Source organism: Rhizobium sp. CG5, from assembly GCF_023701945.1.
Classification (GTDB): Bacteria; Pseudomonadota; Alphaproteobacteria; order Rhizobiales; family Rhizobiaceae; genus Allorhizobium.
On the sequence record NZ_JABAEF010000009.1, the window covers coordinates 173883 to 198447 of the forward strand.

25 protein-coding genes are annotated in these 24565 nt (G+C 63.0%); 4 read left to right on the plus strand and 21 right to left on the minus strand.

The window, feature by feature from the left end:
- Positions 1-9 precede the first annotated feature (9 nt).
- The 10 genes from HGO38_RS16515 to uxaC are packed head-to-tail and all read right to left on the minus strand — an operon-like array spanning position 10 to position 10380.
- Positions 10-1542, minus strand: a complete 1533-nt coding sequence (locus HGO38_RS16515) for a UxaA family hydrolase (RefSeq protein ID WP_250956995.1) — start codon at positions 1540-1542, stop codon at positions 10-12.
- Positions 1535-2731, minus strand: a complete 1197-nt coding sequence (gene uxuA / locus HGO38_RS16520) for a mannonate dehydratase (protein ID WP_250956996.1) — start codon at positions 2729-2731, stop codon at positions 1535-1537. The genes HGO38_RS16515 and uxuA overlap by 8 nt, the downstream gene beginning before the upstream one ends.
- Complete coding sequence (locus HGO38_RS16525; RefSeq protein ID WP_250956997.1) at positions 2728-4191, minus strand: mannitol dehydrogenase family protein; 1464 nt, start codon at positions 4189-4191, stop codon at positions 2728-2730. The genes uxuA and HGO38_RS16525 overlap by 4 nt, the downstream gene beginning before the upstream one ends.
- On the minus strand, positions 4163-4909 hold the full coding sequence (gene kduD, locus HGO38_RS16530; RefSeq protein ID WP_250956998.1) for a 2-dehydro-3-deoxy-D-gluconate 5-dehydrogenase KduD: 747 nt from the start codon (positions 4907-4909) through the stop codon (positions 4163-4165). The genes HGO38_RS16525 and kduD overlap by 29 nt, the downstream gene beginning before the upstream one ends.
- Positions 4906-5727, minus strand: a complete 822-nt coding sequence (kduI, locus tag HGO38_RS16535) for a 5-dehydro-4-deoxy-D-glucuronate isomerase (RefSeq protein WP_250956999.1) — start codon at positions 5725-5727, stop codon at positions 4906-4908. The genes kduD and kduI overlap by 4 nt, the downstream gene beginning before the upstream one ends.
- An 18-nt stretch (positions 5728-5745) precedes the next feature.
- Positions 5746-6069: a cupin domain-containing protein gene (locus tag HGO38_RS16540; RefSeq protein WP_250957000.1), complete on the minus strand. Its 324-nt coding sequence runs from the start codon at positions 6067-6069 to the stop codon at positions 5746-5748.
- A gap of 8 nt (positions 6070-6077) precedes the next feature.
- Positions 6078-7358, minus strand: coding sequence for a TRAP transporter large permease (locus HGO38_RS16545; RefSeq protein ID WP_250957001.1), 1281 nt, complete (start codon positions 7356-7358; stop codon positions 6078-6080).
- Positions 7359-7361: 3 nt separating this feature from the next.
- Entirely contained in the window at positions 7362-7889 is a 528-nt protein-coding gene (locus HGO38_RS16550) for a TRAP transporter small permease (RefSeq protein WP_250957002.1), read from the minus strand.
- Positions 7890-7949: 60 nt separating this feature from the next.
- The gene (locus HGO38_RS16555) at positions 7950-8939 is read right to left on the minus strand and encodes a TRAP transporter substrate-binding protein (RefSeq protein ID WP_250957003.1); all 990 of its coding nucleotides are present in this window, start codon (positions 8937-8939) and stop codon (positions 7950-7952) included.
- Positions 8940-8973: 34 nt separating this feature from the next.
- Positions 8974-10380 (minus strand): glucuronate isomerase, encoded by a 1407-nt coding sequence (uxaC, locus tag HGO38_RS16560; protein ID WP_250957004.1) that lies wholly within the window; start codon positions 10378-10380, stop codon positions 8974-8976.
- A gap of 98 nt (positions 10381-10478) precedes the next feature.
- Here uxaC and HGO38_RS16565 point away from each other — a divergent pair, with 98 nt between their 5' ends.
- On the plus strand, positions 10479-11180 hold the full coding sequence (locus HGO38_RS16565) for a GntR family transcriptional regulator (RefSeq protein ID WP_250957005.1): 702 nt from the start codon (positions 10479-10481) through the stop codon (positions 11178-11180).
- The gene (locus HGO38_RS16570; RefSeq protein WP_250957006.1) at positions 11177-12091 is read left to right on the plus strand and encodes a sugar kinase; all 915 of its coding nucleotides are present in this window, start codon (positions 11177-11179) and stop codon (positions 12089-12091) included. Before HGO38_RS16565 ends, HGO38_RS16570 begins: the two co-directional genes overlap by 4 nt.
- A gap of 6 nt (positions 12092-12097) precedes the next feature.
- Here HGO38_RS16570 and HGO38_RS16575 read toward each other — a convergent pair whose 3' ends face one another.
- From HGO38_RS16575 to HGO38_RS16625, 11 genes are all read right to left on the minus strand, one after another.
- Complete coding sequence (locus HGO38_RS16575; RefSeq protein WP_250957007.1) at positions 12098-13375, minus strand: L-fuconate dehydratase; 1278 nt, start codon at positions 13373-13375, stop codon at positions 12098-12100.
- 35 nt (positions 13376-13410) lie between these two features.
- The gene (locus HGO38_RS16580) at positions 13411-14253 is read right to left on the minus strand and encodes a fumarylacetoacetate hydrolase family protein (RefSeq protein ID WP_250957008.1); all 843 of its coding nucleotides are present in this window, start codon (positions 14251-14253) and stop codon (positions 13411-13413) included.
- Positions 14254-14279: 26 nt separating this feature from the next.
- Positions 14280-15011, minus strand: coding sequence for an SDR family oxidoreductase (locus HGO38_RS16585; RefSeq protein ID WP_250957009.1), 732 nt, complete (start codon positions 15009-15011; stop codon positions 14280-14282).
- Positions 15012-15040: 29 nt separating this feature from the next.
- On the minus strand, positions 15041-15493 hold the full coding sequence (locus tag HGO38_RS16590) for a MaoC/PaaZ C-terminal domain-containing protein (protein ID WP_250957010.1): 453 nt from the start codon (positions 15491-15493) through the stop codon (positions 15041-15043).
- Positions 15494-15502: 9 nt separating this feature from the next.
- On the minus strand, positions 15503-16570 hold the full coding sequence (locus tag HGO38_RS16595; protein ID WP_250957011.1) for a Gfo/Idh/MocA family protein: 1068 nt from the start codon (positions 16568-16570) through the stop codon (positions 15503-15505).
- Between the two features lie 241 nt (positions 16571-16811).
- Positions 16812-17141, minus strand: coding sequence for an L-rhamnose mutarotase (locus tag HGO38_RS16600; RefSeq protein ID WP_250957012.1), 330 nt, complete (start codon positions 17139-17141; stop codon positions 16812-16814).
- Between the two features lie 11 nt (positions 17142-17152).
- Positions 17153-18262 (minus strand): mandelate racemase/muconate lactonizing enzyme family protein, encoded by a 1110-nt coding sequence (locus HGO38_RS16605; RefSeq protein WP_250957013.1) that lies wholly within the window; start codon positions 18260-18262, stop codon positions 17153-17155.
- A 3-nt stretch (positions 18263-18265) separates the two neighbouring features.
- Positions 18266-19363, minus strand: a complete 1098-nt coding sequence (locus tag HGO38_RS16610) for an ABC transporter ATP-binding protein (protein WP_250957014.1) — start codon at positions 19361-19363, stop codon at positions 18266-18268.
- 3 nt (positions 19364-19366) lie between these two features.
- Complete coding sequence (locus HGO38_RS16615; protein ID WP_250957015.1) at positions 19367-20233, minus strand: carbohydrate ABC transporter permease; 867 nt, start codon at positions 20231-20233, stop codon at positions 19367-19369.
- Positions 20234-20235: 2 nt separating this feature from the next.
- Positions 20236-21132 carry a carbohydrate ABC transporter permease gene (locus HGO38_RS16620; RefSeq protein WP_250957016.1) on the minus strand — a complete coding sequence of 299 codons (897 nt, stop codon included), beginning with the start codon at positions 21130-21132 and terminating at the stop codon, positions 20236-20238.
- Between the two features lie 200 nt (positions 21133-21332).
- The gene (locus tag HGO38_RS16625; RefSeq protein ID WP_250957017.1) at positions 21333-22652 is read right to left on the minus strand and encodes an ABC transporter substrate-binding protein; all 1320 of its coding nucleotides are present in this window, start codon (positions 22650-22652) and stop codon (positions 21333-21335) included.
- Between the two features lie 149 nt (positions 22653-22801).
- Here HGO38_RS16625 and HGO38_RS16630 point away from each other — a divergent pair, with 149 nt between their 5' ends.
- Both HGO38_RS16630 and HGO38_RS16635 read left to right on the plus strand, forming a co-directional pair.
- A complete protein-coding gene (locus tag HGO38_RS16630; protein ID WP_250957018.1) occupies positions 22802-23590 on the plus strand; it encodes an IclR family transcriptional regulator in 789 nt (262 codons plus the stop codon).
- Positions 23591-23655: 65 nt separating this feature from the next.
- Positions 23656-24495 carry an amidohydrolase family protein gene (locus HGO38_RS16635; protein ID WP_250957019.1) on the plus strand — a complete coding sequence of 280 codons (840 nt, stop codon included), beginning with the start codon at positions 23656-23658 and terminating at the stop codon, positions 24493-24495.
- Positions 24496-24565: the final 70 nt, after the last annotated feature.

A 24565-nucleotide genomic window follows, 5' to 3' on the forward strand; every position in this document is an offset into this window, starting at 1 on the left:
GATTGTTCGTTACATCACCGCCCCCAGCTGCCACGGCACGAACTCGTTGTCGCCGAGGCCGCAGAGTTCGGACTTGGTCTTGTTCCCGGAGGCGGTGGCCAGGACATGGGCGAGGATTTCGCGGCCCTTGGCTTCGATCGACACGCCGGCGCTGACGATATCGCCGCAGTTGAGGTCCATGTCCTCGCGCATGTCGTCATAGAGGCGGCTGTTGGTGGCGACCTTGATGGTCGGCGCCGGTTTTGAGCCGAAGGCCGAGCCGCGGCCGGTGGTGAAGACCACGAGCTGGGCACCGCCGGCAATCTGGCCGGTGGCCGAGACCGGGTCGTAACCGGGGGTGTCCATGAAGACGAAGCCTGGCGTCTCGATGCGTTCGCCATAGTTCAACACACCGGTCAGCGGCGTGCTGCCGGCCTTGGCGGCGGCGCCGAGGGACTTTTCCAGAATGGTGGTCAGTCCGCCCAGCTTGTTGCCGGGGCTCGGGTTGTTGTCCATCGAGCCATTGTTCATGCGGGTATAGTTTTCCCACCAGTCGATCCGCTCGATCAGCTTCTCGCCGATGGCGCGCGAGGCGGCGCGGCGCAGCAGCAGCTGTTCGGCGCCGTAAATCTCAGGGGTTTCCGACAGCACGACCGTGCCGCCCATGGCCACCAGCCGGTCGGAGGCGATGCCGAGCGCCGGATTGGCGGTGATGCCGGAAAATCCGTCCGATCCGCCGCATTGCAGGGCGAGCTTCAGCTCCGAGGCATGGATCGGCTCGCGCTTGATATCGTTGACTTCCGGCAGCAGCGCGCGGATATGATCGACGATGCGGGCGATGGTGGCGAGCGTACCGCCGCTGTCCTGAATGGTGAGTGCGAAGAAGCGGCTATTGTCCTCGCCGCCATAGAGCGATTTCATCCGGGCGATCTGCATGACCTCGCAGCCGAGCCCAACGAAGACGGCGGCGCCGACATTCGGGTGAGTGGCATAACCCCATAGCACCCGCTGCAGGACCTCGATGCCCGCACCACCCATGTCCATGCCGCAGCCGGTGCCGTGGGCAAAGGCAGCCACGCCATCGATTTGGGGATATTGGTCGAGAATGCCGGACCGGTTGATCTCGTCGGCGGCGCGGCGGATCACGGTCGCGGAACAGTTCACCGTGGCGCAGATGGCGATGTAGTTGCGCGTTCCGGCCTGGCCGTTCGGCCGGCGATAGCCCATGAAATGGGCCGGCTCGACCTTCGGGATGGCCGCCAGTGCCTTGTCGTAATCGACGCCGATCTGGTAGTCGCGGTCGTGATCGCCAAAGGCACAGTTGTGGGAATGCACATGGTCGCCGGCGGCAATCGGTTGGCTGGCATAGCCGATGACCTGGCCGAACTTGGTGATGTCGCCGCCTTCCGGGATGTCGACCCTGGCAATCTTGTGGCCGCGCGATACCGGCTGGGAAAGCGGCCCGCCATGGCCGAGCGGACAGCTGCCCGCCGGGGCCGGGTCTGTGAGGATTGCGACATTGTCCTGGGGGTGCAGCAGAAGGTGGGCAATGGTCTCAGGCATGGGGCATGCTTTCATGGGATAGGGCGCGGATCACGCCGCGCAGTTCAGCAAGGCCGCGCAGGCGGCCGATCAGCGGATAGCCGGGATGGGTGCCCCGGCCGATGTCGTCGAGCAGTTCATGGCCATGATCGGGCCGGAACGGGATCACCGCATCTTCGCGCCCGGCCTGCACGCGGCGCTTTTCCTCGGCCAGCAGGGCGGCGACCAGCGACACCATGTCGGTATCGCCATCCAGATGCGCCGCTTCCTGGAAGGAGCCGTCAGGGTCTTTCGAGACGTTGCGCAGATGGGCGAAATGGATGCGCTCGGAAACGAGCCGGGCAATCGCCGGCACGTCATTGGCCGGATTGGCGCCGAGCGACCCCGAGCAGAGCGTCAGCCCGTTGGCAAGGCTTTGCTGCTGCTTCATGATCCAAGCGATATCCTCGACATTGGAGACGATGCGGGGCAGGCCGAGAATGTCGCGAGGCGGGTCGTCCGGATGCACGCAGAAGCGCATGCCCAGCTCGTCGGCGGCGGGGATCACTTCGGACAGGAAGCGGGCATAGTTGGCCTGCAACGTATCGCGGTCGATGCCCTCGTAGCGCTTCAGGGCTTCGCGCAGGCTGTGGATGTCGTAACGGTCGAAAGCGCCCGGCAGGCCGGCCATGATACTGTTCAGCAGGTTTTGCCGCAGTCCTTCGCTGGAGGCATCGAACCAGTCTTTGGCCGCCCGGCGCACCGGTTCGTCATAGTCGGCCTCGGCACCGTCGCGCTCCAGCATGTGGATCTCGAAGGCGGCCATATGCGGCTCTGAAAAGCGCAGCGCCGTGCCGCCGCGCGGGGCCGGGGCGTCGAGCTGGGTGCGCGTCCAGTCGAGCAGCGGCATGAAATTGTAGCAGATGGTGGTAATGCCGCAGGCGGCCAGATTGCGCATGGACTGGCGGTAATTGGCAAACAGCCGTTCCAGATCGCCTTCGCCGCGCTTAATATCCTCATGGACCGGCAGGCTTTCGACGACGTTCCAATGCAGCCCGAGCCCGCGGTTCTCGGCAATTTCGGCCTGGCGGTCGGCAATCAGCTCTTCCGGCCAGACTTCGCCATAGGGGATTTCATGCAGGGCGGTGACGATGCCCGAGGCTCCCGTCTGGGCGATGTCCGGCAGGGTGATGCGGTCATAGGGACCGTACCATCGCCAGCTCTCGATCATCGGCAGGCCTCCTCCGCCATGCGCCTGGCACCTCTCTCGATCAGGCCCTGATAGGCGCTGACCAGCGTTTGCCGGAACGTCTCGTTCGTTGCCAAAGCCGGCGGGAAGATGTCGCCGACCGAAAGCAGTGCTGCCACCTTGTCTGCAGGCGTCGTGGCCGTTTCGCTCAAGGACTTGAGCCGCGCTGCCAGCGGATCCCGCACATCGATGCTCTCTCCTTTTTCATCGACGGCGCCAACATAGCGCATCCAGGCGGCGACGGCGAGAGACAGGCTGGCAATCGGCCTGCCGGCGCCCAAATTTTCGCCGATCGTCGACAGAATGCGCTGCGGCAGTTTCTGCGACCCGTCCATGGCGATCTGCCAGGTCCGGTGCCGGATGGCGGGGTTCGAATAGCGCACGAACAGGGCCGCCGTATAGGCGCTGAGATCGACGCCTTCGGGCGGCGCAAGGCCGGGCACGATTTCCCGCGCCCACACCTGCTTGCAGAAGGCGGCGAACACCGGATCGGCCACGGTGTCGCTGATCGTCTCATGGCCGGCGAGATAGCCGAGATAGGCAAGCGACGAATGGGTGCCGTTCAGGCAGCGCAGCTTCATATGCTCGAAGGGCGTGACATTTTCGACGAGCTGAACGCCTACGGCGCCCAAGTCGGGCCGGGCGCCGTCGACGAAGCGGTCCTCGACCACCCACTGTCGGAAAGGTTCGTGCATGACCGGCGACAGGTCGAGCGTGCCGGTCTTCTGCGCCAGGCGCTCGACATCCTCCGGCTTGGTGGCGGGAACGATGCGGTCGACCATGGTGGAGGGGAAGGCGCCTTCCGCGGCGATCCAGTCGGCGAGATCAGGGTCGACCAGACGGGCGAAATCGAGAACGACGCCGCGCACCACTTTGCCGTTTTCGGGCAGGTTGTCGCAGCAGAGCACCGTGAAGGGGCGCAAGCCGGCGTCGCGGCGGCGCTGCAGCGCGCGCGTCAGGAAGCCGATGGCCGAGCGCGGCGCGTCGGGGTGCTCGAGATCATGAACGATATCGGCGTGGCCGGCATTCAAGCGACCGGTGGCCGGCTCGTGGCAATAGCCCTTTTCGGTGACCGTCAGGCTGACGATGCGGGTCGTGGGAGCGCTCATGGCGGTCAGAACCGCATCTGGATTTTCCCGGGCGACCAGCACGTCGTTGATGACGGTAATGACCCGCGGCGTTTCGCCGTCGGGGCCGAGTTCGACGGCGGTATAGGCAAAACCTTGCGGGGCCAGCAGGTCGCGCTGGTCGGGACGCACCAGGCTGACGCCGATGATGCCCCAGTCGCCGCCGGATTTTTCCATGGCTTCAGTGATGTAGATGGCGCCATGGGCGCGATAGAAGGCGCCGAGGCCGAGATGCACGATGCCGGTCGCAGCGCGGTTGCCGGGTGGCCGTGTCAGGCGCGAAAAATTATCGGGCAAGCCAGCCTCCGTCGACATTGAGGATTGCGCCATGGATATATTTGGCGGCGGGCGAGGCGAGGAAGACGGCAGTGCCGCCGATATCCTCGGCATCGCCCCAACGTCCGGCCGGGATCCGATCAAGGATCGCCCTGTTGCGGGTCTCGTCACTGCGCAGCGCCTCTGTATTGTTGGTGGCGATATAGCCCGGTGCGATGGCGTTGACGTTGATGCCCTTGGCGGCCCACTCGTTGGCGAGCAGTTTGGTGAGGCCGGCAACGCCGCTTTTCGAGGCGGTGTAGGAGGGCACGCGGATGCCGCCCTGGAAGGACAGCATCGAGGCGATGTTGACGATCTTGCCGCTCCCTTTGCGGGCAAAGACGGACCGGGCAAAGGCCTGGCTCAGGAAGAACACGGCCTTCAGGTTGACGTTCATGACGTCGTCCCAATCGGCTTCGGTAAAATCCACCGCGTCATTGCGGCGGATGATGCCGGCATTGTTGACGAGGATATCAACCGGGCCGAGGCCTTCAAAGACATCGCGGCCGGCCATGGGATCGGCGAGGTCGAGTTTCAAACCTTCGGCCTTGCCGCCGGCTTGTGAGACAAGTTCGATGGTCTCCTCGACAGAGGACCGGCCGGCGCAGATCACCGAGGCGCCGGCTTGCGCCAGCGACAGGGCGATCGCCTGGCCGATGCCGGTATTGGATCCGGTGACGAGGGCACGCCGGCCGGACAGCGAGAAGATATCACTCACTTCAGCGTCTCCATGGAGACCATTTCGACATCCTTGTAGTCGACATTGTCGCCGGCCATCGCCCAGATGAAGGTATAGGCGCTGGTGCCGGCGCCGCTGTGGATCGACCAGGGCGGCGAGATGGCGCCTTCCTCGTTTTTCAGCACCATATGGCGGGTCTCGTCCGGCTCGCCCATCATGTGGAAGACGCGGGCCGTCTCCGGCAGGTCGAAATAGAGATAGGCCTCCATGCGGCGATCATGCACATGGGCCGGCATGGTGTTCCAGATCGAACCGCTCTTCAGCTTGGTCATGCCGACGACGATCTGGCAGGATTTCATGACGTCGGGATGCACGAATTGGTAGATCGTCCGCTCGTTGGAAGTCTCGGCCGAGCCGAGCGTCACATTGGCGGCCTCGCCGATCTTGATCAGCCGTGACGGATAGGTGTGGTGGGCGGGCGCCGAGAGAATGTAGAAGCGGCCTTCGCCGGAAAAGGTCACCGGACCGGCACCCATGCCGAGATAGAGCATGTCGCCCTTGGCCATGGCATAGTCACCATCGGCCTTGACGGTGCCGGGACCGCCGATATTGACGATGACCATTTCGCGGCGGCCGAGGATCGAGGCAGTGCCGCAGGGCTTGACTTCATCGAGCACCAGCGACGCGCCATCCGGCACGGCGCCGCCGACGATCATGCGGTCGTAATGGGTATAGATCAAGGTGATCTCGCCGGAGCGGAAGATATCGCCGACATGGAAATTGTCCCGCAGCTCCGTGGTGTCGAAGGTCTTTGCGGTCTGCGGGTCGATGGCGTGGCGGATCTCAACGCTGAGCATGGGGAACTCCTGTAAAAGTCAAAGAAAATCGTCGCGGCGCGGGGTGAAGGTATCCACCAGCACGCCGGGTTCGATGGCACGGCAGCCGTGGACCGCCATGGAGGGCACGACAAAGCTGTCGCCGGGGCCGACTTCGAAGGTGGTGTCGGCAATGGTGAATTCGAAACGTCCGGATTTCACATAGGTCGACTGGACATGGGGATGGTTGTGCGGCGCGCCGATGCCGCCCTCGGCAAAGCGGAATTCGACCACCATCAGTTCAGGGCTGTCGGCCATGACCTGGCGGGTGACGTTGTTGCCGGCATCGACAGCGGGAAAGGTTTTGACGAAGGGTTCGGTCATGAAAGCTCCTATCTGAAAACGGACGGCAGCCAGAGCGACAGTGCCGGGATGTAGGTGACAAGCAGCAGCGTGGCGACGCCGGCGCCGTAGAACGGCCAGATCGATTTCATCGCCTGACCGACGCTGATCTTGCCCACCGCGCAACAGACGAACTGCACAGCCCCGACGGGGGGCGTGTTGAGGCCGATGCCGAGATTGAGGATCATGATCACGCCGAAATGCACGGGGTCGATGCCATAGGCCTTGACGATCGGCAGGAAGATCGGCGTGACGATGATGATCGTCGGGCCCATGTCCATGAAGGTGCCCAGCACCAGCATGATCACGTTGAGCATCAGCAAAATGATGATCGGGTTGTCGGAGATGGTGTTCATCCAGTCGATCAGCATGGTTGGCACCTTGTGATAGGCCATCAACCAGGAGAAGGCGCTTGCCGTTCCGATGATCAGAAGCACCATCGCGGTGGTCCGAACGGCCCCGAGCGTCGCCTCGACGAAACCGTGCCAGTCGAGCTGGCGATACACCAGTGCCGCGATCAGCAGGGCATAGAGAACGGCGATGCAGGAGCTTTCCGTCGCCGTGAAGATACCGGAGCGCACGCCGCCGAAGATCACGGCAATCAGCAGCAGGCCGGGAATGGCGATGAAGCCGAGGCGCAGCACCATGGCAAAGCCTGGAAACGGCTCTGTCGGATAACCGCGATGGCGGGCAACGATATAGGCCGTGACCATCAGGGACCCTGCCAGCAGCATGCCGGGAATAATGCCTGCGGTGAACAGATCGGCGATCGAGATCGTGCCGCCGGCCGACAGCGAATAGAGGATCATGTTGTGGGACGGCGGGATCAGCAGGGCGATCAGGGCCGCCATGGAGGTCACGTTCACCGCATAGTCGGCGCCATAGCCGCGGGCCTTCATCTGCGGGATCATGATGCCGCCGACGGCAGCGGCTTCAGCCACGGCCGAGCCGGAAATGCCGCCAAACAGGGTGGCGGTGGCAATGTTGACCTGTCCGAGGCCGCCGCGGACATGGCCGACCAGCGAGCCGGCGAGCGAAATGATCTTGGTGGCGATGCCGCCGCGCACCATCAGGTCGCCGGCGAAAATGAAGAAGGGGATGGCGATCAGTGCGAAGGCGGCCATGCCGGAATTCATCTGCTGGAACACCACCATGGGCGGCAGCCCCATATACATGATGGTGGCCATCGATGCGATGCCGAGGCAGAAGGCGACCGGCGTGCCGATCAGCAGCAGGATCGTGAAACTTCCAAAGAGGATCGTGAGCGCCATGGGTCAGACTTCCGTCGGCAGGGCTGGATTGGCCTCGTTCGGAAGCTGGGCGCCGGACGCGCGCAAGGCTATGCGTTCGAGAGTGAAAAGGGTGATCAGCAGTCCGCCCGCGATCAGCGCCAGAAAAGCGACGCCACCCGAATAGCCAAGCCCGGGAATGGTCGACTGCCAGGTCTTGGCGGCCATCTGTCCGCCGTAGAAGGCCATGCCGGCACCGAAACTCAGGACGGCAAGGTCGGAAATATAAAAGAGGACGCGGCGTCCACCATCCGGGAGCACGTAAAGCAGCACCTCGAAGCTCATGTGATACCCTTCCCGCACGCCGACGGCGGCGCCGAGGAAGATGAACCAGCTCATCAGCAAGATCGCCATGGGTTCCGTCCAGGAGGGGCTGTCGTTGAGAATGAACCGCGCAAACACCTGCCAGCCGATGAAGACCGTCATCAGCACAAGGCCAATACCCGCCAGGTAAAGGGCGAGGCGGGAGACCCAGCCCAGCACCACCACTGTCTTGTCCAAGAAAGCCTGCACGTCCCACTCCTCCCCAATTCAAGATGGCCCGCAGCGACATGCCGCGGGCCACCGATCTCATTATTCAGTTGCCTGAATGCGGGTCACCATGTCCTTGAGCTTGTCCGACTTCAGATACTTTTCGTAGACCGGCTTCATGGCATCCATGAAGGGCTTCTTGTCGATGTCGGTGATGATCTCGGCACCGGCGGCGCGGATCTTTTCTTCCGACTTCTTTTCCTGGGCGGCCCAGAGTTCGCGCATGTAAGGCACGGATTCCTTGGCGGCAGCCTTCACGGCCGTCTGTTCTTCCGGCGTAAGGCCGTCCCAGGTCTTCTTCGACATCACAAGCACTTCCGGCACGATCAGGTGCTGGTCGAGCGTGTAATATTTGGCCACTTCGTAATGGCCTGAGCTGTCGTAGGACGGCCAGTTGTTTTCCGCGCCGTCGATGACGCCGGTCTGGATCGACGAATAGACTTCGCCGTAAGGCATCGGCGTGGCATTGGCGCCGAGCGCATTGACCATGTCGACGAACATGTCGGACTGCATGACGCGGAACTTCATGCCCTTCAGGTCGGCCATGGATTTGACCGGCTTTTCCGAGTTGTAGAAGCTGCGCGAACCGCCGTCGTAAAAGGCAAGGCCGATCAGGTCATGGGCGGCGAAGGCATCGAGGATTTCCTGGCCGACCGGGCCGTCCATCACCTTGTGCATGTGATCGACCGAGCGGAAGATATAGGGCAGCGAGGGGATCTGGGTTTCCTCGATGATGTTGTTGAACGGCCCAAGCGAGACGCGGTTCAGGTCGATGACGCCGAACTGGGTCTGTTCGATCGTGTCCTTTTCCTGGCCGAGCTGGGCCGAATGGAACACTTCGACGCCGAGCTTGCCGCCGGTCTTTTCTTCCAGCAGCTTGCCCATCTGCTTGACGGCTTCGACCGTCGGATAACCGTCCGGATGGGTATCCGACGAGCGCAGGGTGCGCTCCGCGGCATTCAGGCTTGCCGCGGTGGCGATGATCGCGACCGAGGCCATGAAGGCTATTCCCATTGTCTGCAGCAGTTTCATTTCCGTTCTCCTCCCGTTGGAAACTAGGCTGTCCTCACAGCCGGTAAGCTTGTTTTGCCAGGCGATAGGCAAGATCGTAGGCAACGTCGGCTGCTTCGTCCTCATCGAGGCGGCCGGTGGCGACAAGCGTCGCCAAGTAAGCGCAGTCCACCCGGCGGGCCACATCGTGACGGGCCGGGATCGAGCAGAAGGCGCGGGTGTCGTCGTTGAAGCCGACGGTGTTGTAGAAGCCGGCAGTTTCCGTGGTCAGTTCGCGAAAGCGGCGCATGCCCTCGGCGCTGTCGAAGAACCACCAGGCGGGCCCGAGCTTGAGGGCCGGATAGGCGCCGGCCAGCGGCGCCAGTTCGCGCGAATAGCTGGTCTCGTCCAGCGTGAAGAGGATGATCGTCAGATCCGGCTCCATGCCGACGGCGTCGAGCATCGGCTTCAGGGCGCGCACGTAATCGGTGCGGGTCGGGATGTCGAAACCCTTGTCGCGGCCGTGCATGGCCATGGTGCCGGCCGAATGGTTGCGGAACGAGCCCGGATGGATCTGCAGTACCAGCCCGTCGTCCAGGCTCATGCGGGCCATCTCGGTCAGCATATGGCCGCGGAAGGCGTCGGCTTCGTCTGCCGTGCAGCGGCCGGCCAATGCTTTTTCAAAAAGCGCGGCGGCATCTGCCTGGCTGAAATTCTCCGTGCGGGCCGTCGGATGGCCGTGGTCGGAGCTGGTGGCGCCATAGGATTTGAAGAAGGCGCGGCGGTTGCGGTGGGCCTCGAGATAGCCGTCCCAGGTGGTGGCATTGGTTCCGGCCAGCTCGCCGAAGCGCTCGATATTCTGCGCAAACCCTTCGAATTCCGGATCGACGACGCTGTCGGGGCGATAGGCGGTGACCACCTTGCCCTTCCAGCCGGACTGGCGGATCATCTCATGCCATTTCAACTCGTCGAGCGGACTTTCGGTGGTGGCGATCGCCTCGATGTTGAAGCGCTCGAACAAAGCGCGCGGCCGGAATTCGGGTTTTGCCAGGCATTCGGCGATATGGTCGTAAAAGGCGTCGGCGGTTTTCCCGGAGAAGCGCTCCGTCAGGCCGAAGACATCGGCGAAGGCCTGCTCGACCCAGATGCGGCTCGGGGTGCCGCGAAACAGATGGAAGTTCTCGGCAAACAGTTTCCAGATCTTGCGGCCGTCGGTTTCGGTCGGCCCGCCATCGATGCGCGGCACGCCGAGCGCCGTCAGCGGAATGCCCTGCGAGCACAGCATGCGGAAGACGTAATGGTCGGGCGTCACGAACAGCTGGGCCGGATCGGGAAAGGCTTCGTTCTCGGCATACCATCTGGGATCGGTGTGTCCATGCGGGCTTACAATCGGGAGATGGCGCACCTGCCGGTAAAGCTCTCTCGCCAGCCCGCGCGCCGTCGATTCGATAGGAAAAAGCCGATCCTCATTCAGCAATGCCATAGCCTCCCAGCTACTCACTCACTATGGTTGCGAAAGGCAGATTGCATTTCGCGGACAAACTAATATGTTAGTATGCAAAGTGAGTCAATGGAGGTTTCATGGCTGATCAACTTCAGCTGCGCACGGTCGAATCCCTGCGCGGACCTTCCGTAACCGAGCTTGTTTTCGAGCACCTCTATCATCAGGTCGTCGAACTGGAGCTGCCGCCCGGCACCAAGCTGTCGGAGGTGGAAGTGGCCAAGCAGATGGGTGTTTCGCGCCAGCCGGTGCGCGACGCGTTCTACCGGCTGTCGCAGCTCGGCTTCCTGCTGATCCGGCCGCAGCGCGCCACCGTCGTCACCCATATTTCGGAGGAGGGCGTGCATCAGGCCCGGTTCATCCGCACGGCGCTGGAAATGGAAACGGTACGGGCGGCAGCAGATCGGCTGACGACGGAGCAGATGGACCGGCTGGACGCCTTGATCGAACGGCAGCAGGCGGCGATCGACAGTGGTGACAGGGTGCTGTTCCATGCGCTGGACGATGATTTTCACAAGCATATCTGCGACATGTCCGGCCATGATTTCGCCTGGGCGCTGATCCGCGAGAGCAAGGCGCATATGGACCGGGTGCGGTATCTCAGCCTGTCGTTCGGCGCCCAGAGTGCGCTTGACGATCACAAGGCGATCATGGCAGCGCTGCGCAGCCGGGATGGCGATCAGGCGGCGGCCAGCATGCGCATCCACCTGTCGCGCATCAAGACGATCATCAGCCGGATCCGCGAGAGCCACGGACAGCATTTTGCAATGGACGAGAAATGACCGATATGCAGACAGACATCATGACCATCGGCGAATGCATGGTCGAACTGGCGCCGCGCGAGGATGGCGCCTTCAACCGCAATTTCGCCGGCGACACGTTCAACACCGCCTGGTACCTGCGCCACGTCCTGCCGGTGGAAACTCGGGTCCACTACTGCTCGGCGCTCGGCACCGATCGCATTTCGGACCGCATGCTGGCCTTCATGCAAGCCGCCGGGATCGGCACGGACAGGATCCGGCGCATCGCGGATCGTACCGTCGGCCTCTACATGATCGAACTCGACAAGGGCGAGCGCAGCTTCATCTACTGGCGCGACAGATCCGCCGCCAAGCTGCTGGCCGAAGACCGTGACTGGCTGGCGAGCGCGGTGGCCGGCAAATCGCTGCTGCTGTTTTCCGGCATCACGCTGGCGATCCTCTCCGACGACCACCGCGCCATCCTGCTGGAGGTGCTGGCAAGTGCGCGGGCCGATGGTGCGTCGATCGCCTTCGACCCTAACATGCGGCTGCGGCTCTGGCCGGATGCCGACACCATGCGCCGCGCCGTGACGCAGGCGGCAGAGGTCGCCGATATCGTCCTGCCGTCCTTCGACGAGGACAGTCCGAATTTCGGCGATGCCTCGCCCGAGGACACGATCGCCCGGTATTTCAAGGCGGGCGCGTCGACGGTTGTGGTCAAGAATGGTGCGGGGCGGGTCTTTGCCAGGAATGCGGACGAGGGCACGGTGACCTTCGATCCGCAGCCGGTGACGGATGTGGTCGATACGACGGCGGCCGGCGACAGTTTCAATGCCGGGTTCCTGGCGGCGCGTCTGTCGGGCGCGCCGATGGCCGAGGCCATTGCCAAGGGGGCCGCGCTTTCCGCCAGGGTCATCCGGCAGCGGGGGGCACTGGTCGATCTCGCGGGGTGAGAGCGTTCAGCCCTTGAAGGTGTAATCCGCTATCGACTGGGCCTTCATCTCGATCGAGAAGCCGGGCAGGGAGGGCGGCATATAGGCGGCGTCCTTGATCACGCAGGGGTCGAGGAAATGTTCGTGCAGGTGGTCGACATATTCGATCACCCGGCCGTCCTTGGTGCCGGACACGGCGATATAGTCGATCATCGACAGATGCTGCACATATTCGCAGAGGCCGACGCCGCCGGCATGGGGCCAGACCGGCAGGCCGTATTTCGCGGCCATCAGCAGCACGGCCAGCACCTCGTTCAGCCCGCCCATGCGGCAGCTGTCGATCTGCACGATGTCGATGGCGCCACCGGCAATCATCTGCTTGAAGACGATACGGTTCTGGCACATCTCGCCGGTCGCCACCTTGACCGGGGCGATCGCCTCGCGGATCGTTTTGTGGCCGGCGATGTCGTCCGGGCTGGTCGGCTCCTCGATGAAGAACGGCTTGTAGACGCTCAATTCCTTGACCCAGTCGATCGCCTGGCCGACCTCCCAGACCTGGTTGGCATCGATCATCAGGTGGCAGGTGTCGCCGATCACTTCGCGGGCGATGCGCAGGCGCCGCTTGTCGTCCTCAAGATCGCGGCCGACCTTCATCTTGATATGGGTAAAGCCTTCATCGACGGCGTCCTGGCAGAGCCGGCGCAGCTTCTCGTCGGGATAACCGAGCCAGCCGGCCGATGTGGTGTAGCAGGCATATCCGTCGCGCTTCAGGTTGGCGATGCGCTCGGCCTTGCCGGGTTCGGCCTTCCTGAGGATAGCCAGCGCCTCCTCCGGCGTCAGGGCATCGGTCAGGTAACGGAAATCGACGATCGAGACGATCTCCTCCGGGCTCATGTCGGCGACCAGTTGCCAGACCGGCTTGCCGGCCTGCTTGGCCATCAGGTCCCAGACGGCATTGACGACGGCGCCGACGGCCAAATGCATGGCGCCCTTGTCCGGGCCGATCCAGCGCAGCTGGCTGTCGCCGGTGATATGGTGCCAGAAGCGGCCGGGATCGGCCTTGACCCAATCGAGGTCGAGGCCGATCACCAGATGCTTCAAGGCATCGATCGCGGCGCAGCAGATTTCATTGCCGCGACCGATGGTAAAGGTCAGGCCATGCCCCTCCAGCCCGTCCTGATCCGTGCCCAGAATGACATAGGCGGCCGAATAGTCGGGATCGGGGTTCATGGCATCCGATCCGTCGAGACTCGCGGATGTGGGGAAGCGCAGGTCGATGCTGCGCAGGCTGGTGATCTGGGTCATGGGTCTGCCTTGGCGTTCTCTATATTGCGTTTCGATCAGGCGTCGGCGCGAAACGTCTGCTTCTGGGTGCCAAGGCCTTCGATGCCAAGTTCCACGACGTCGCCGGCCTTCAGGAAGCGCTGCGGCTTCATGCCCATGCCGACGCCCGGAGGAGTGCCGGTGGAGATGACGTCGCCCGGATGCAGCGACATGAACTGGCTGAGATAGGAGACGACATGGGCGACGCCGTAGACCATGGTCCTGGACGAGCCGTTCTGCATGGTTTCGCCGTTGACTTTCAGCCACATGCCGAGGTTCTGCGGATCGGCGATCTCGTCCTTGGTGACGAGCCAGGGGCCGATCGGGCCGAAGGTGTCGCAGGACTTGCCCTTGGTCCACTGGCCGGCCCGCTCGGTCTGGAAGGCGCGCTCGGAGACGTCATGGCTGACGCAATAGCCGGCGACGTAGTCCAGCGCATCGGCTTCCGAGACATATTTCGCCGTCTTGCCGATGACGACGCCGAGTTCGACTTCCCAGTCGGTCTTTTCCGAACCGCGCGGGATCAGAACATCGTCATTGGGGCCAACGATGGCCGAAGTCGCCTTCATGAAGATCACCGGCTCCGGCGGAACCGTAGCGCCGGTTTCGGCGGCGTGGTCGGAGAAATTCAGGCCGATGCAGATGAATTTTCCAGTCCCGGCGACGCAGGCGCCGATGCGATCGGCGGTGAGTTCCGGCAGGGTGCTCGGATCGATGGCGGCCAGCGCCTTCAGGCCTTCGGGCGAAATGGCGGCACCACCGATATCGGCGACATGGGCGGAGAGATCGCGGATCGTGCCGTCAGCATCGAGAAGGGCCGGCTTTTCCTGGCCCACAGGGCCTACGCGCATCAGTTTCATGGTCAAAGTTCCTTTGATATATTCGGTCAGATGGTCCAGCCGCCGTCGATGGCATAGGCTTGGCCCGATGTGTAGGTGGCGCCGGCCAGATAGACGGCGAGATCGGCAATTTCTTCCGGCGTGCCGAGACGGCCCATGGGCTGGCGGGCAATGAAGGCAGCGCGGGCCTCGTCGTAATTGCCCTGGGCCTTCATGCGGTCCTGCAGCGATGGGCTTTCGACCGTGCCGGGGCATATGCAATTGCAACGAATGCCTTGGGCGACATAATCGGCGGCGACCGACTTGGTCAGGCCGACCACGGCCGCCTTGGTCACCGTATAGGCGCAGCGGTTCGGCACGCCCTTGATGCTGGAGGCGACCGAGGCCATGTTGACGATAGAGCCTTCGCCCTTGGCGATCATGCCCGGCAGAACGGCGCGGATGGTGCGGATCATGGCGCGGACGTTGAGGTCGAAGGCGAAATCGAGATCGCTGTCGGCCATGTCGAGAACCGAGCCGCCATGCACGAAACCGGCGCAATTGAACAGCACGTCGACCGGGCCGAAATCGGCCACGACGGCCTGAACGGCGTCATTGTTGAGGACGTCGAGCTTGCGCGTTTCGATGCCTGCCTCGTCGGCGAGGGTGGCCAGTGCCGCCTCGTTGATATCGGTGGCGCAGACAACGGCACCGGCGCGGGCGAAGGCGAGCGCGCTGGCCCTGCCGATCCCCTGTCCGGCGGCTGTGACCAGCACGCGCTTGTGTTGAAGTGAGGCCATATGAACTCCCTTTTCATTTTGTCATGTTGTCAGACCACCTGAGGTCTGCGGTCGACAATGTGAATGTGATCGGCGGCAAGCACAACCTCACCCTTCTGATTTATTACCTCCGTGCGCTCCACGACACGCCCGACGCCGGCCCGTTTCGGGTCGTCCTCGCGGGAATGGATGGTGACGCGCGTATGGATCGTATCGCCGATGAAAACAGGGCGAATGAAGCGCAGCCGGTCGTAGCCATAGGAAAAGGCGGCCGGGTTGATGACGCTGGCCGTCAGGCCGATGCCGATTGAGAATACCATGGTGCCATGGGCGATGCGCTGGCCGAACGGCGTCGTCTTGGCGAATTCGGCATCCATATGGTGCGGAAAGAAATCACCGGTATGGCCGGCATGCACGATGAAGTCCGTCTCGGTGATGGTGCGGCCGGTGGTCTGGCGCTGTTCGCCGAGCACATAGTCCTCGAAATATCTCAGCTGTTCCATCTGTCTTCCTTAAGGGCGTATGGCAAGCGGTGTGGCGGGGGCAGCGCTGGACGTATAGGCCGCCTCGACCAGTGCCATGGTCATCCAGGCATCTTCCACGGAAGAAACCAGTTCACTGTCTTCGCTGCTCGCATAGCGCTGCAGATTGGCCATGCGGCCGACAAAGGCATCGGGAAACCAGGTGCCCTGCAGCGGAACGGTGATCCACCCGGACCCGCCCTTGGGATAGATTTCCAGAATGTCCGGTTCGCCGCGCGGATAGTCGAGATTGACGCCGAGCTGAACGTAAGCCGCACCTTCCGTTCCGCAGACGCGGAATTCGCAGGCCTGGTGGCGGCGGCCGAATTTGTGGTCGTGGTTGATCGACAGCGCGCAACGGACGCTCTCGCCATAATCGAGGATGGCGGTGGTGCGGGTCTGGGCCATCTTGTGGTTCGGATGGCCGATCGACTTGGCATGCACGCCTGCGGGGTCGCCGAGGATCTGGCGGATGGCGTCGAGATAGTGGATCGAGTGCATGGCGATCTCGATGCGCGGCAGGTGTTCGAGGAAGGACCACAGCTGCCAGGGCGTATCGAGCGCTAGATGGGCCTCGAAATCGACGACCTCGCCAAGCAAGCCCTTGGCGATCGCATCTTTCAGCGCCAGCATCATCGGCGCAAAGCGCAGCTGGAAATTGACGGCGGCCTTCAGCTTCTTGTCCCGGCAGATTCGTAAGATCTCCGTTGCCGCCGCCAGATCGCTGCCCATCGGCTTCTGGATCAGCACTGCGGCGCCGTCGGGAAGGGCGGCGAGAACCCTGGCATGGGCGGCCGGCGGCGTGGCGAGATCAAAGATGGCGTTGTCGACGGCGGCCCCTTCCTCAAGCGATGCATAGGCCGTCACGCCCCATTGATCGGCCAGCGCCTTGGCCTTGGCCTGATCGGGATCATAGAGGCCGGCAATCGGAAAGCCGCCCTTGGCATAGGCCGGAAAATGCGCGTCGCCGACGATCGATCCGGCCCCGAAGGTGACGATCGGGCGGGGGCTCGAGGGCAGCGGCCAGGACTGGGCGAGGGAGGAGGGGTCGAAGGTCATGGGTGAGTTCCCCAAGTTGGAATTGTGGCCGAAATACCCCCCCTCTGCCCTGCCGGGCATCTCCCCCTCAAGGGGGGAGATTGGATGGAGCAGTGTCTCGCGACCCAAAGAATGAGGACGTGTCAGGGAAGCTCGTCTTTCACAGACGCTGCGAGTGGCAAGGATGGCGCGTCTTGCCGATCTCCCCCCTTGAGGGGGAGATGCCCGGCAGGGCAGAGGGGGGTATTCCACAGGCACAACCTCACGCATGATAAAACACCTCCTCCATCTCCGCCCACCATTCGCCCTCTTGGCGGGTGGCGAGCGGTGCCTGGCAGGGCATGCAGACGGACCACCATTCCTGGGTCTTCGGATCGGCGGCCATCTTGGCCATGTCGGCGTCGAAATCGTGGCCGTGATATTCGAAGAAGGAGAAGAGCAGGTTTTCCGGCTCCTTCAGGAAGATCGAATAGTTCCTGATGTTGCAGGCCGAAATCATCGAAAGCACGTCCGGCCAGACGGCGGCATGCAGGCGCTTGTATTCGGCGATCTTTTCGGCGTTAAGCCCGATGACCATTCCCTTGCGTTGCATCTCTGCCTCCATCAACGGATCTCGTGGTTGAACTCGGCGATGCGCCGGCCGGCGATCGCCTCCCAGTCCCATTCGATGCCGAGGCCCGGTGTCATCGGCGCGAGCGCCTGGCCGTCCTCGATCCGCAGCCTCGATGTGGTGATGTCGTCGAGCTGCGGAATATATTCGACATATTTGCCGTTCTGAACGGCGCAGGTCAGGCTGACATGCAGTTCCATCAGGAAATGCGGGCAGATCGGCATGTCGAAGGCTTCGGCCGCATGCGCCACCTTCAGCCACGGCGTGATGCCGCCGATCCGGCCGGCATCGACCTGGACGATCGAGCAGGCGCCCTTTTGCATATATTCACGGAAATGGCGGATCGAATAAAGGGATTCGCCAACCGCGATCGGGGTCGATGTCGAGCGGTTCAGTCGCACATGGCCGTCGATATCGTCGGCCGCCAGCGGTTCCTCGATCCAGGCAAGGTCGAGATCGCGCAGCCGGTCGGCGCGGCGGATCGCCTCGTCGAGGGCAAGACCCTGGTTGGCATCGGTCATGATCTCATAAGCGTCGCCAACGGCCTTGCGCACCGCCGAAAGCCTGGCGACATCCTCGGAGCCGTGGGCCCGGCCGATCTTGACCTTGGAGCCGCGGAACCCTTGGGCCTTGGCCTCCACTGCATCCTCGACCAGTGCCTCGACGGGCAGATGCAGCCAGCCGCCCTCGGTGGTGTAGAGCGGGCAGCGGTCCTTGGCGCCGCCGGCCAGCTTCCAGAGCGGCAGGTTCTGCTTGCGGGCGCGCAGATCCCAGAGGGCCGTGTCGATGGCTGCCAGCGCAATCGCTGTAATGGCGCCGATGGTGGTGGCATGGGTGGCAAATTCCAGCTCGTGCCAGATCGCCTCGATCTGGTCGGCATCGCGGCCGATCAGGCGGGGGCCGAGATGATCGGCGAGCAGCCGCATGACCGACGAGCCACCGGTGCCGATGGTATAGCTGTAGCCGGTACCCCTGGCGCCGTCGCTGTCGGTGATGGTGACCAGCGGCGTTTCCTGGCTGACGAAGCTCTGGATGGCATCGGTGCGCATGACCTTCGGGCGAAGGTCGACCATGCAGAGCTCGATACGTTCAATTCTGGCCATGGTTCATGCCCTCAGGGATTTGCCGGTGTCCCGGTCGAACAGATGGGCCTGGGACAGGTCGAAGCAGAAGTTCAGGGGTTCACCCGACTTCAGCTGCCGCGGATTGAGCATGCGGCCGACCCATTCCGATCCGCCGAATTCGGAGAAGACCAGCGTCTCGTTGCCGAGCGGCTCGGTGATCGTCACCTTCAGGTCGGCGCTGTGCACCGCCGCCTCATGACCGGAATGAATGCCGTGCCCCGTCGGATAGAGATCGTCTGGCCGCAGGCCGAAGGTGACCTTGGCGCCGGCACTGACCTGGCTCTCGAACTGCTTGGGCAGCGGCAGGCTGTCGCCGTTGGCGAAGACCAGCCTGCCGTCGGCGACATCCGCATCGCGCAGGTTCATTGGCGGGGAACCGATGAAACCGGCGACGAATTTGGAATTGGGCCGCTGGAAGACATCCTCCGGCGTGCCGATCTGCTCGATATAGCCATCGCGCATGATGACGATGCGATCGGCCAGCGTCATTGCCTCGACCTGGTCATGGGTCACGTAGATCACCGTCGACTGCACCTTGGCATGCAGCTTCTTGATCTCGGTGCGCATCTGCGTGCGTAGCTTGGCATCAAGGTTGGAAAGCGGTTCGTCGAACAGAAAGACTTCCGGGTCGCGCACGATCGCCCGGCCCATGGCGACGCGCTGGCGCTGGCCGCCGGACAGCTGCGAGGGGCGGCGGTCGAGAAGGGCGGTAAGGTCGAGGGTGCGGGCGGCTTCATCGACGCGCGGCGCAATCTCGTCCGGCTTCATGCCGGCGATCTTCAGCGAGAAGCCCATGTTCTCGCGCACCGTCATGTGCGGGTAGAGGGCATAGGACTGGAACACCATGGCGAGGTTGCGGGCGCGCGGTGGCAGGTCGTTGACGACGCGGCCGCCGATCCGAAGTTCGCCGCCGGAGATCGGCTCGAGACCGGCAATCATGCGCAGCGTCGTCGACTTGCCGCAGCCGGAGGGGCCGACCAGGGCGATGAATTCGCGGTCGGCGACGTCGAGGTCGATGCCGTGAACCACTTCCAGGGCGCCGTAGCGCTTGACCAGCTTATGCAGGGAGACGGTTGCCATGACTTATCCTTTGACTGCGCCGGAGGTGAGGCCGGATACGAGATGCTTCTGGACGACGAAGGTCAGCGCCAGGGCCGGGACGATCATCACCACGGCCAGGGCACACATCCCTCGCCAGTCGATGGTGAATTCCGAGGTATAATCGAGCAGGCCGACCGGCAGGGTCTTGGAGGTGACCGAGCGGGTCAGCTGCGAGGCCAGCGCAAACTCGTTCCAGGAGGTGAGGAAGGCAAAGATGCCGGCCGACGCGATGCCGGGGCCGGCCAGCGGAAATTCCACCTGCCAGAAGGCCTGCCAGCGGGTGCAGCCGTCGATCTGGGCAGCTTCCGCCAGATCCTTCGGCACCTGGCGGAAGAAGCCGTCGATCAGCCAGATGGTGAAGGGCACGTTGAGTGCCACATAGACGAGGATCAGCCCGAAATGGGTGTCGATGATGCCGAGCCGCGCATAGACGAAGAACAGCGGCAGCGACAGGGCGATGCCGGGCACGGTGCGGGTCAGCATCAGGCCGAGGAAGATCGCCGACTTGGCCTTGAAGCGGTAGCGGGCAAAGGCATAGCCGCCGGCCATGCCGATGGCGATCGAGATCACCGTCGAGGTGACCGAGATGATCAGCGAATTGCGGAAATAGCTGATAATCGGAATGCCGCCCTGGCCCACGCCGGAGAACATCGCCGTATAGGCGTCGAGCGACAGGTCCTGCGGGATCCAGACCGGCGGCTTGGCCATGATCTCGACCGTCGGGCGGAAGGAGGACAGCACGATCCAAATGCCCGGCATGCAGATGATCAGCATGGCGAGGAAAAGGGTGACGGCGTGGGCGACGGCCAGCGCATTGCGCTTCAGGCGGTGTTTTGCGTTCTCGTTCATGATCACCAATCCGCAGCGATTTGGGTGCGCGCGGCTGCGAGCTTCCGGTAGAAATAGACGGTAAAGAGGATCGACAGCAGGATCGCCACATAGGCCATGGCATTGGCCAGGCCCATGCGGGCGTCGGAATAGGCGGTGCGCGCCACCAGCGTCCACAGCAGTTCGGTGCGCTTGGCCGGGCCGCCGTCGGTCATGATCTTGACGATGTCATAGGCGCGCGCCACGTCCAGCGAGCGGATCGTCATGGCGATATAGGCAAAGGGCATGATGAAGGGCCAGGTGACATAGCGGAAGGTCTGCCAGGGCGTGCAGCCGTCGACGCGGGCGGCCTCCAGCGGCTCCTTCGGCATGGCGAGCAGGCCGGCAAGGATCAGGATGGCGAAGACCGACGTGGAGGACCAGACCTCGGCGATCAGGATCGCATAGAAGGCCAGCTGCCCGTCGATCAGCCAGGGAATAGCCTGGTCGGTCAGCCCCAGCGACTGCAGGGCATTGTTGATCAGGCCGATATTGTCGTTGAACATGAACTTGAACTGGAAGCCGACCAGGATTGGCGAGAACATCATCGGAAACATCATGATGGTTCTGAGCATTCGCTGGCCGCTGGTCGCCTTTTCCACCAGCATGGCAAGGCCAAGGCCGAGCAGCATTTCGAGGTTGAGCGCCACGGTCAACAGCAGCACGGTGCGGCCGAAGGCGGTCCAGAACTCGAGATCGGTCAGGATGCGCTGGTAGTTGCGAAAGCCGACAAGGGTAAACAGCGATGCCGGCTGCGTCAGCCGAAATGCGGTGAAGCTCGAATAGAGCGAAAGCAGCAAAGGCAGGATGACGACGGCCGCCAGAACGATGAAGGCCGGCAGCAGCAGCAAAACCGGTGCCGGGGGTCTCCAGCCTTTCATGAAATGCGTCTCCTGTAAGCCTTAGAAAAATATTGGTCGTGTGCTTGCCCCTCATCCCCGGTGCAACACGTTGCACCTGACCTGCCTGCACCTTCTCCCCGCGAGCGGGGAGAAGGGACTTGCCGCAGCGTTTCCGTCCCCTCTCCCCGCTTGCGGGGAGAGGGTCAGGGTGAGGGGCATTTCTAGCTCTCGTGCGGGCCTTACAGCGCCCCGGCATCCTCGAGGATTTCGGTGGCCTTCTTGGCGGCGTCGTCAAGCGCCTGCTTGGACGTCTTGTCACCGAGAATGGCGGCCTGCAGTTCCGGATAGACCGCATTGGAGATTTCGATCCACGACGGCGTCTGGGGAACCGGGAAGGCGTGCTTGGCCGCCTCCTGGAAGGCGCTCAACACTTCCTTCTTGTAGGGATCGTTGGCGGCTTCGGCGATATCCCATTCCCAGACGGCGGTGCGGGTCGGCAGCGGGCCGGCCTTGGCTTCCAGCTTCTGGCTGTCCTCGTTGGTCAGGAACCAGACGAGCGAAGCTGCGGCTTCCTTGGTGGCGCAGCTCTCGGTCACCGAGAAGCCGTGATGGCCCGACCAGCCGGTGCGCTTGCCGGACGAGCCGGCCGGCTGCACGACAACGCCGACATTGCCGGCCACCTTGGACGACTTCGGATCGTTGAAGAAGCTTGCCCATCCAGGCCAGTCGAGATTGAGCGCGATGGTGCCCGAGGCAAAGCCTTGGCCAAGATCGTCCCAGAGATAGTTCGTCGTGCCGGCCGGAACGGCCTTGGCCTTGTACATGTTGACGAACCAGTCGAGCGCCCGGACGCCGGCGTCCGAATTGAAGGCCGGCTTGCCGTCGGCGTCGAGATATTCGCCGCCCTCGGCCACCACCATTTCATAGAAGCGGCCGTTGATGGCCTCTTCCTTGCCGGCAAACTGCGTGCCGTAGAAATCCGGCGGGCTGGAGAAGAAGATGGCCTGGTCGGAGACCTGCGCCCAGGTATCGGGCGGGGTCAGCTCATAACCATATTTTGCCTTGAAGGCGGCCTTCTTGGCGTCGTCCTGATAGAGGCTCTTCTGATAGTAGAGCGCCGAGACGTCGAACTGGGCGCGCGGCAGCATGACCAGCTTGCCGTCGAGCGTCGAAGCCTTGATATTGGCCGGCACGAAGGCATCGATTTCGTCCTTCGGCAGCAGGGCCGAAAGGTCCGTGTAGATATCGGGATATTGCGGGGCGAAGGATGAATGGTTCGAGCCGACGCACCAGGAGATGCTGCCTGTTGCGATATCCGACTTGATTTCCTTGTCGAGCTCGAAGTGGTTCTTCTTCGAGATGACGTTGACCTTGGCGCCCGTCGCCTTTTCCCAATCGGCAATGCGGGCATACAGGGCTTCGTATTGCTGGCCGCCAATCAGCTTGGCGTCGATCGAAACACCGTCGAACTTGCCCGGCAGATCGGCAGCGCCGGCCACCAGGGCTGTCGACGCGTAGAGCAAGGCTCCGGCTGCTACGCCGGCTAAAAGTTTTGACATTTTCTCCTCCCAGATGGCTGTCGCCAAACTCTCACCCATGAGAGCTTCATTTATATACAAACCAAATAAACGAAAGGCGTCAAGTTAAAACTATTGTGGACCGCCATTTCTGCGTATATGAATGGTTGCATTCACTGAGGATATCGAGCGTGACCGAAGACGAGACCGATCGCTACCGCGCCCCGGCGCTGGACAAGGGCCTGGACATCCTGGAACTCCTGGCGGCGGTCGACGGCGGATTGACGCAGGCCGAAATCGCCAAGCGGCTGGACCGCAGCCCCAACGAATTCTATCGCATGCTCGACCGACTGGTGAAGCGCGGTTACGTGACGCGCATCGATGGCGACCGCTTCACGCTGACATTGAAACTGTTCGGCCTGGCGCAGCTGCATGCGCCGGTGCGCCGGCTGGTATCCTTCGCCATTCCGCTGATGCGGGAACTTGCCGAAGCCTCGCGCCAGGCCAATCAGCTGGTGGTCTTCGACCGCGGTTATCCCGTGGTGATCGCCCAGCAGGAAGCGCCGGGCTACTGGGGCATTTCGATCCGCGTCGGCTCGCGCATCAGCCTGTTCGACACCGGCTCGGGCCATGTCCTGCTGGCCTTCCACAGCAAGGACGAACGCGAGATGATGATCGCCGAAAACCTCGGCAGCAGCGGCGATCATGCCAAGGTGACGCCGGAATTCCTGGCGCGGCTCGACCAGATTCGCACCCGCGGCTATGAGATGATGCCGAGCGCCCAGACGGCGGGGGTGATCAACCTCTCGGCGCCGGTCTTAGGCGCCGATGGCAAGGCGATTGCGGCGCTGACCGTGCCCTATATCACGCTGATCAATTCGCCCAGTGCGCCTGATATCACCAACTCGATCCATCTGGTGGTCGAGACGACGCGCAAGCTCTCCGAGATGACCGGCTCCGATTTCAAACCGGACGCATAAATTCGTATTTGAAGGATCGATTTTTCTGTGGCACTTTGCCCGCGGTTTCAGGGAGGAGGCCGTCCATGATCATCGACACCCATCTGCATCTGATCTATCGCAACGTGCTGCGCTATCCCTGGCTTGCCGGCGTGCCGGCTCTGGATGCCGATTTTCCCTATGAAACCTATGCCACGGAGGCAAGGCGGCTCGGCATTGCAGGGGTGTTGCATATGGAGGTCGATGTGGCGGACGAGCAGATGGAGGCCGAGACCGGCGTCATCGAGCGGCTGTCGCAGACGGACGGCAGCCTGCTGCGCGGCGCCATCGCGGCCTGCCGGCCGGAAAGCCCCGACTTCCCGGCTTATCTGGAGCGCCAGCGTGCCAATCCCTTCGTCAAGGGTTTTCGCCGCGTGCTGCATGTCATGCCGGACGATCTGTCGAAGGCTCCGCTGTTTCGCGCCAATATCGCAAAGCTGTCCGGTACGGGCCTGACATTCGACCTCTGCGTGCTGCCGCACCAGGTCGGTCAAGCCGCAGCGCTCGCCGATCTGGCACCGGATGTCTCCTTCATCCTCGACCATTGCGGCGTACCGGATATCAAGAGCGGTGCCTTCGGGTTCTGGAGCAAAGACGTCACGGAGATCGCCCGTCGGCCGAATGTCACGGTCAAACTCTCCGGCATTCCCGCCTATGGCGATCCCGACAGTTGGACGCTCGAGGATCTCAAACCCTATTTCGCCCATGTGGCGCAGAGCTTTGGTTTCGAGCGGATGATCTGGGGCAGCGACTGGCCGGTCTGCACGCTCGGCGGCGGGCTATCGACCTGGGTCGGCGCGACCCATGCGCTGCTGTCGGGCGTCGGCCTGGAGGACAAGGCTCGGGTGCTGTCGGGCAATGCTGCAGCGATGTGGCGGCTGGGGTAGGGGCGGTTGTCCCTCTGGTGGCCCCTCATCCGCCTGCCGGCACCTTCTCCCCGTTATGACGGGGAGAAGG

Bases quoted from the DNA above. Each gene is read 5' to 3' on its own strand.
- HGO38_RS16565 (WP_250957005.1), top strand. From the start codon at position 10,479: ATGGCTGATCAACTTCAGCTGCGCACGGTCGAATCCCTGCGCGGACCT.
- HGO38_RS16590 (WP_250957010.1), bottom strand. From the start codon at position 15,493: ATGGAACAGCTGAGATATTTCGAGGACTATGTGCTCGGCGAACAGCGC.
- HGO38_RS16515 (WP_250956995.1), bottom strand. From the start codon at position 1,542: ATGCCTGAGACCATTGCCCACCTTCTGCTGCACCCCCAGGACAATGTC.
- HGO38_RS16605 (WP_250957013.1), bottom strand. From the start codon at position 18,262: ATGGCCAGAATTGAACGTATCGAGCTCTGCATGGTCGACCTTCGCCCG.
- HGO38_RS16585 (WP_250957009.1), bottom strand. From the start codon at position 15,011: ATGGCCTCACTTCAACACAAGCGCGTGCTGGTCACAGCCGCCGGACAG.
- HGO38_RS16570 (WP_250957006.1), top strand. From the start codon at position 11,177: ATGACCGATATGCAGACAGACATCATGACCATCGGCGAATGCATGGTC.
- HGO38_RS16600 (WP_250957012.1), bottom strand. From the start codon at position 17,141: ATGCAACGCAAGGGAATGGTCATCGGGCTTAACGCCGAAAAGATCGCC.
- HGO38_RS16580 (WP_250957008.1), bottom strand. From the start codon at position 14,253: ATGAAACTGATGCGCGTAGGCCCTGTGGGCCAGGAAAAGCCGGCCCTT.
- kduI (WP_250956999.1), bottom strand. From the start codon at position 5,727: ATGCTCAGCGTTGAGATCCGCCACGCCATCGACCCGCAGACCGCAAAG.
- HGO38_RS16620 (WP_250957016.1), bottom strand. From the start codon at position 21,132: ATGAAAGGCTGGAGACCCCCGGCACCGGTTTTGCTGCTGCTGCCGGCC.
- HGO38_RS16540 (WP_250957000.1), bottom strand. From the start codon at position 6,069: ATGACCGAACCCTTCGTCAAAACCTTTCCCGCTGTCGATGCCGGCAAC.
- HGO38_RS16635 (WP_250957019.1), top strand. From the start codon at position 23,656: ATGATCATCGACACCCATCTGCATCTGATCTATCGCAACGTGCTGCGC.
- HGO38_RS16525 (WP_250956997.1), bottom strand. From the start codon at position 4,191: ATGTCGACGGAGGCTGGCTTGCCCGATAATTTTTCGCGCCTGACACGG.
- uxuA (WP_250956996.1), bottom strand. From the start codon at position 2,731: ATGATCGAGAGCTGGCGATGGTACGGTCCCTATGACCGCATCACCCTG.
- HGO38_RS16595 (WP_250957011.1), bottom strand. From the start codon at position 16,570: ATGACCTTCGACCCCTCCTCCCTCGCCCAGTCCTGGCCGCTGCCCTCG.
- HGO38_RS16615 (WP_250957015.1), bottom strand. From the start codon at position 20,233: ATGAACGAGAACGCAAAACACCGCCTGAAGCGCAATGCGCTGGCCGTC.
- HGO38_RS16555 (WP_250957003.1), bottom strand. From the start codon at position 8,939: ATGAAACTGCTGCAGACAATGGGAATAGCCTTCATGGCCTCGGTCGCG.
- HGO38_RS16545 (WP_250957001.1), bottom strand. From the start codon at position 7,358: ATGGCGCTCACGATCCTCTTTGGAAGTTTCACGATCCTGCTGCTGATC.
- HGO38_RS16575 (WP_250957007.1), bottom strand. From the start codon at position 13,375: ATGACCCAGATCACCAGCCTGCGCAGCATCGACCTGCGCTTCCCCACA.
- HGO38_RS16625 (WP_250957017.1), bottom strand. From the start codon at position 22,652: ATGTCAAAACTTTTAGCCGGCGTAGCAGCCGGAGCCTTGCTCTACGCG.
- uxaC (WP_250957004.1), bottom strand. From the start codon at position 10,380: ATGGCATTGCTGAATGAGGATCGGCTTTTTCCTATCGAATCGACGGCG.
- HGO38_RS16610 (WP_250957014.1), bottom strand. From the start codon at position 19,363: ATGGCAACCGTCTCCCTGCATAAGCTGGTCAAGCGCTACGGCGCCCTG.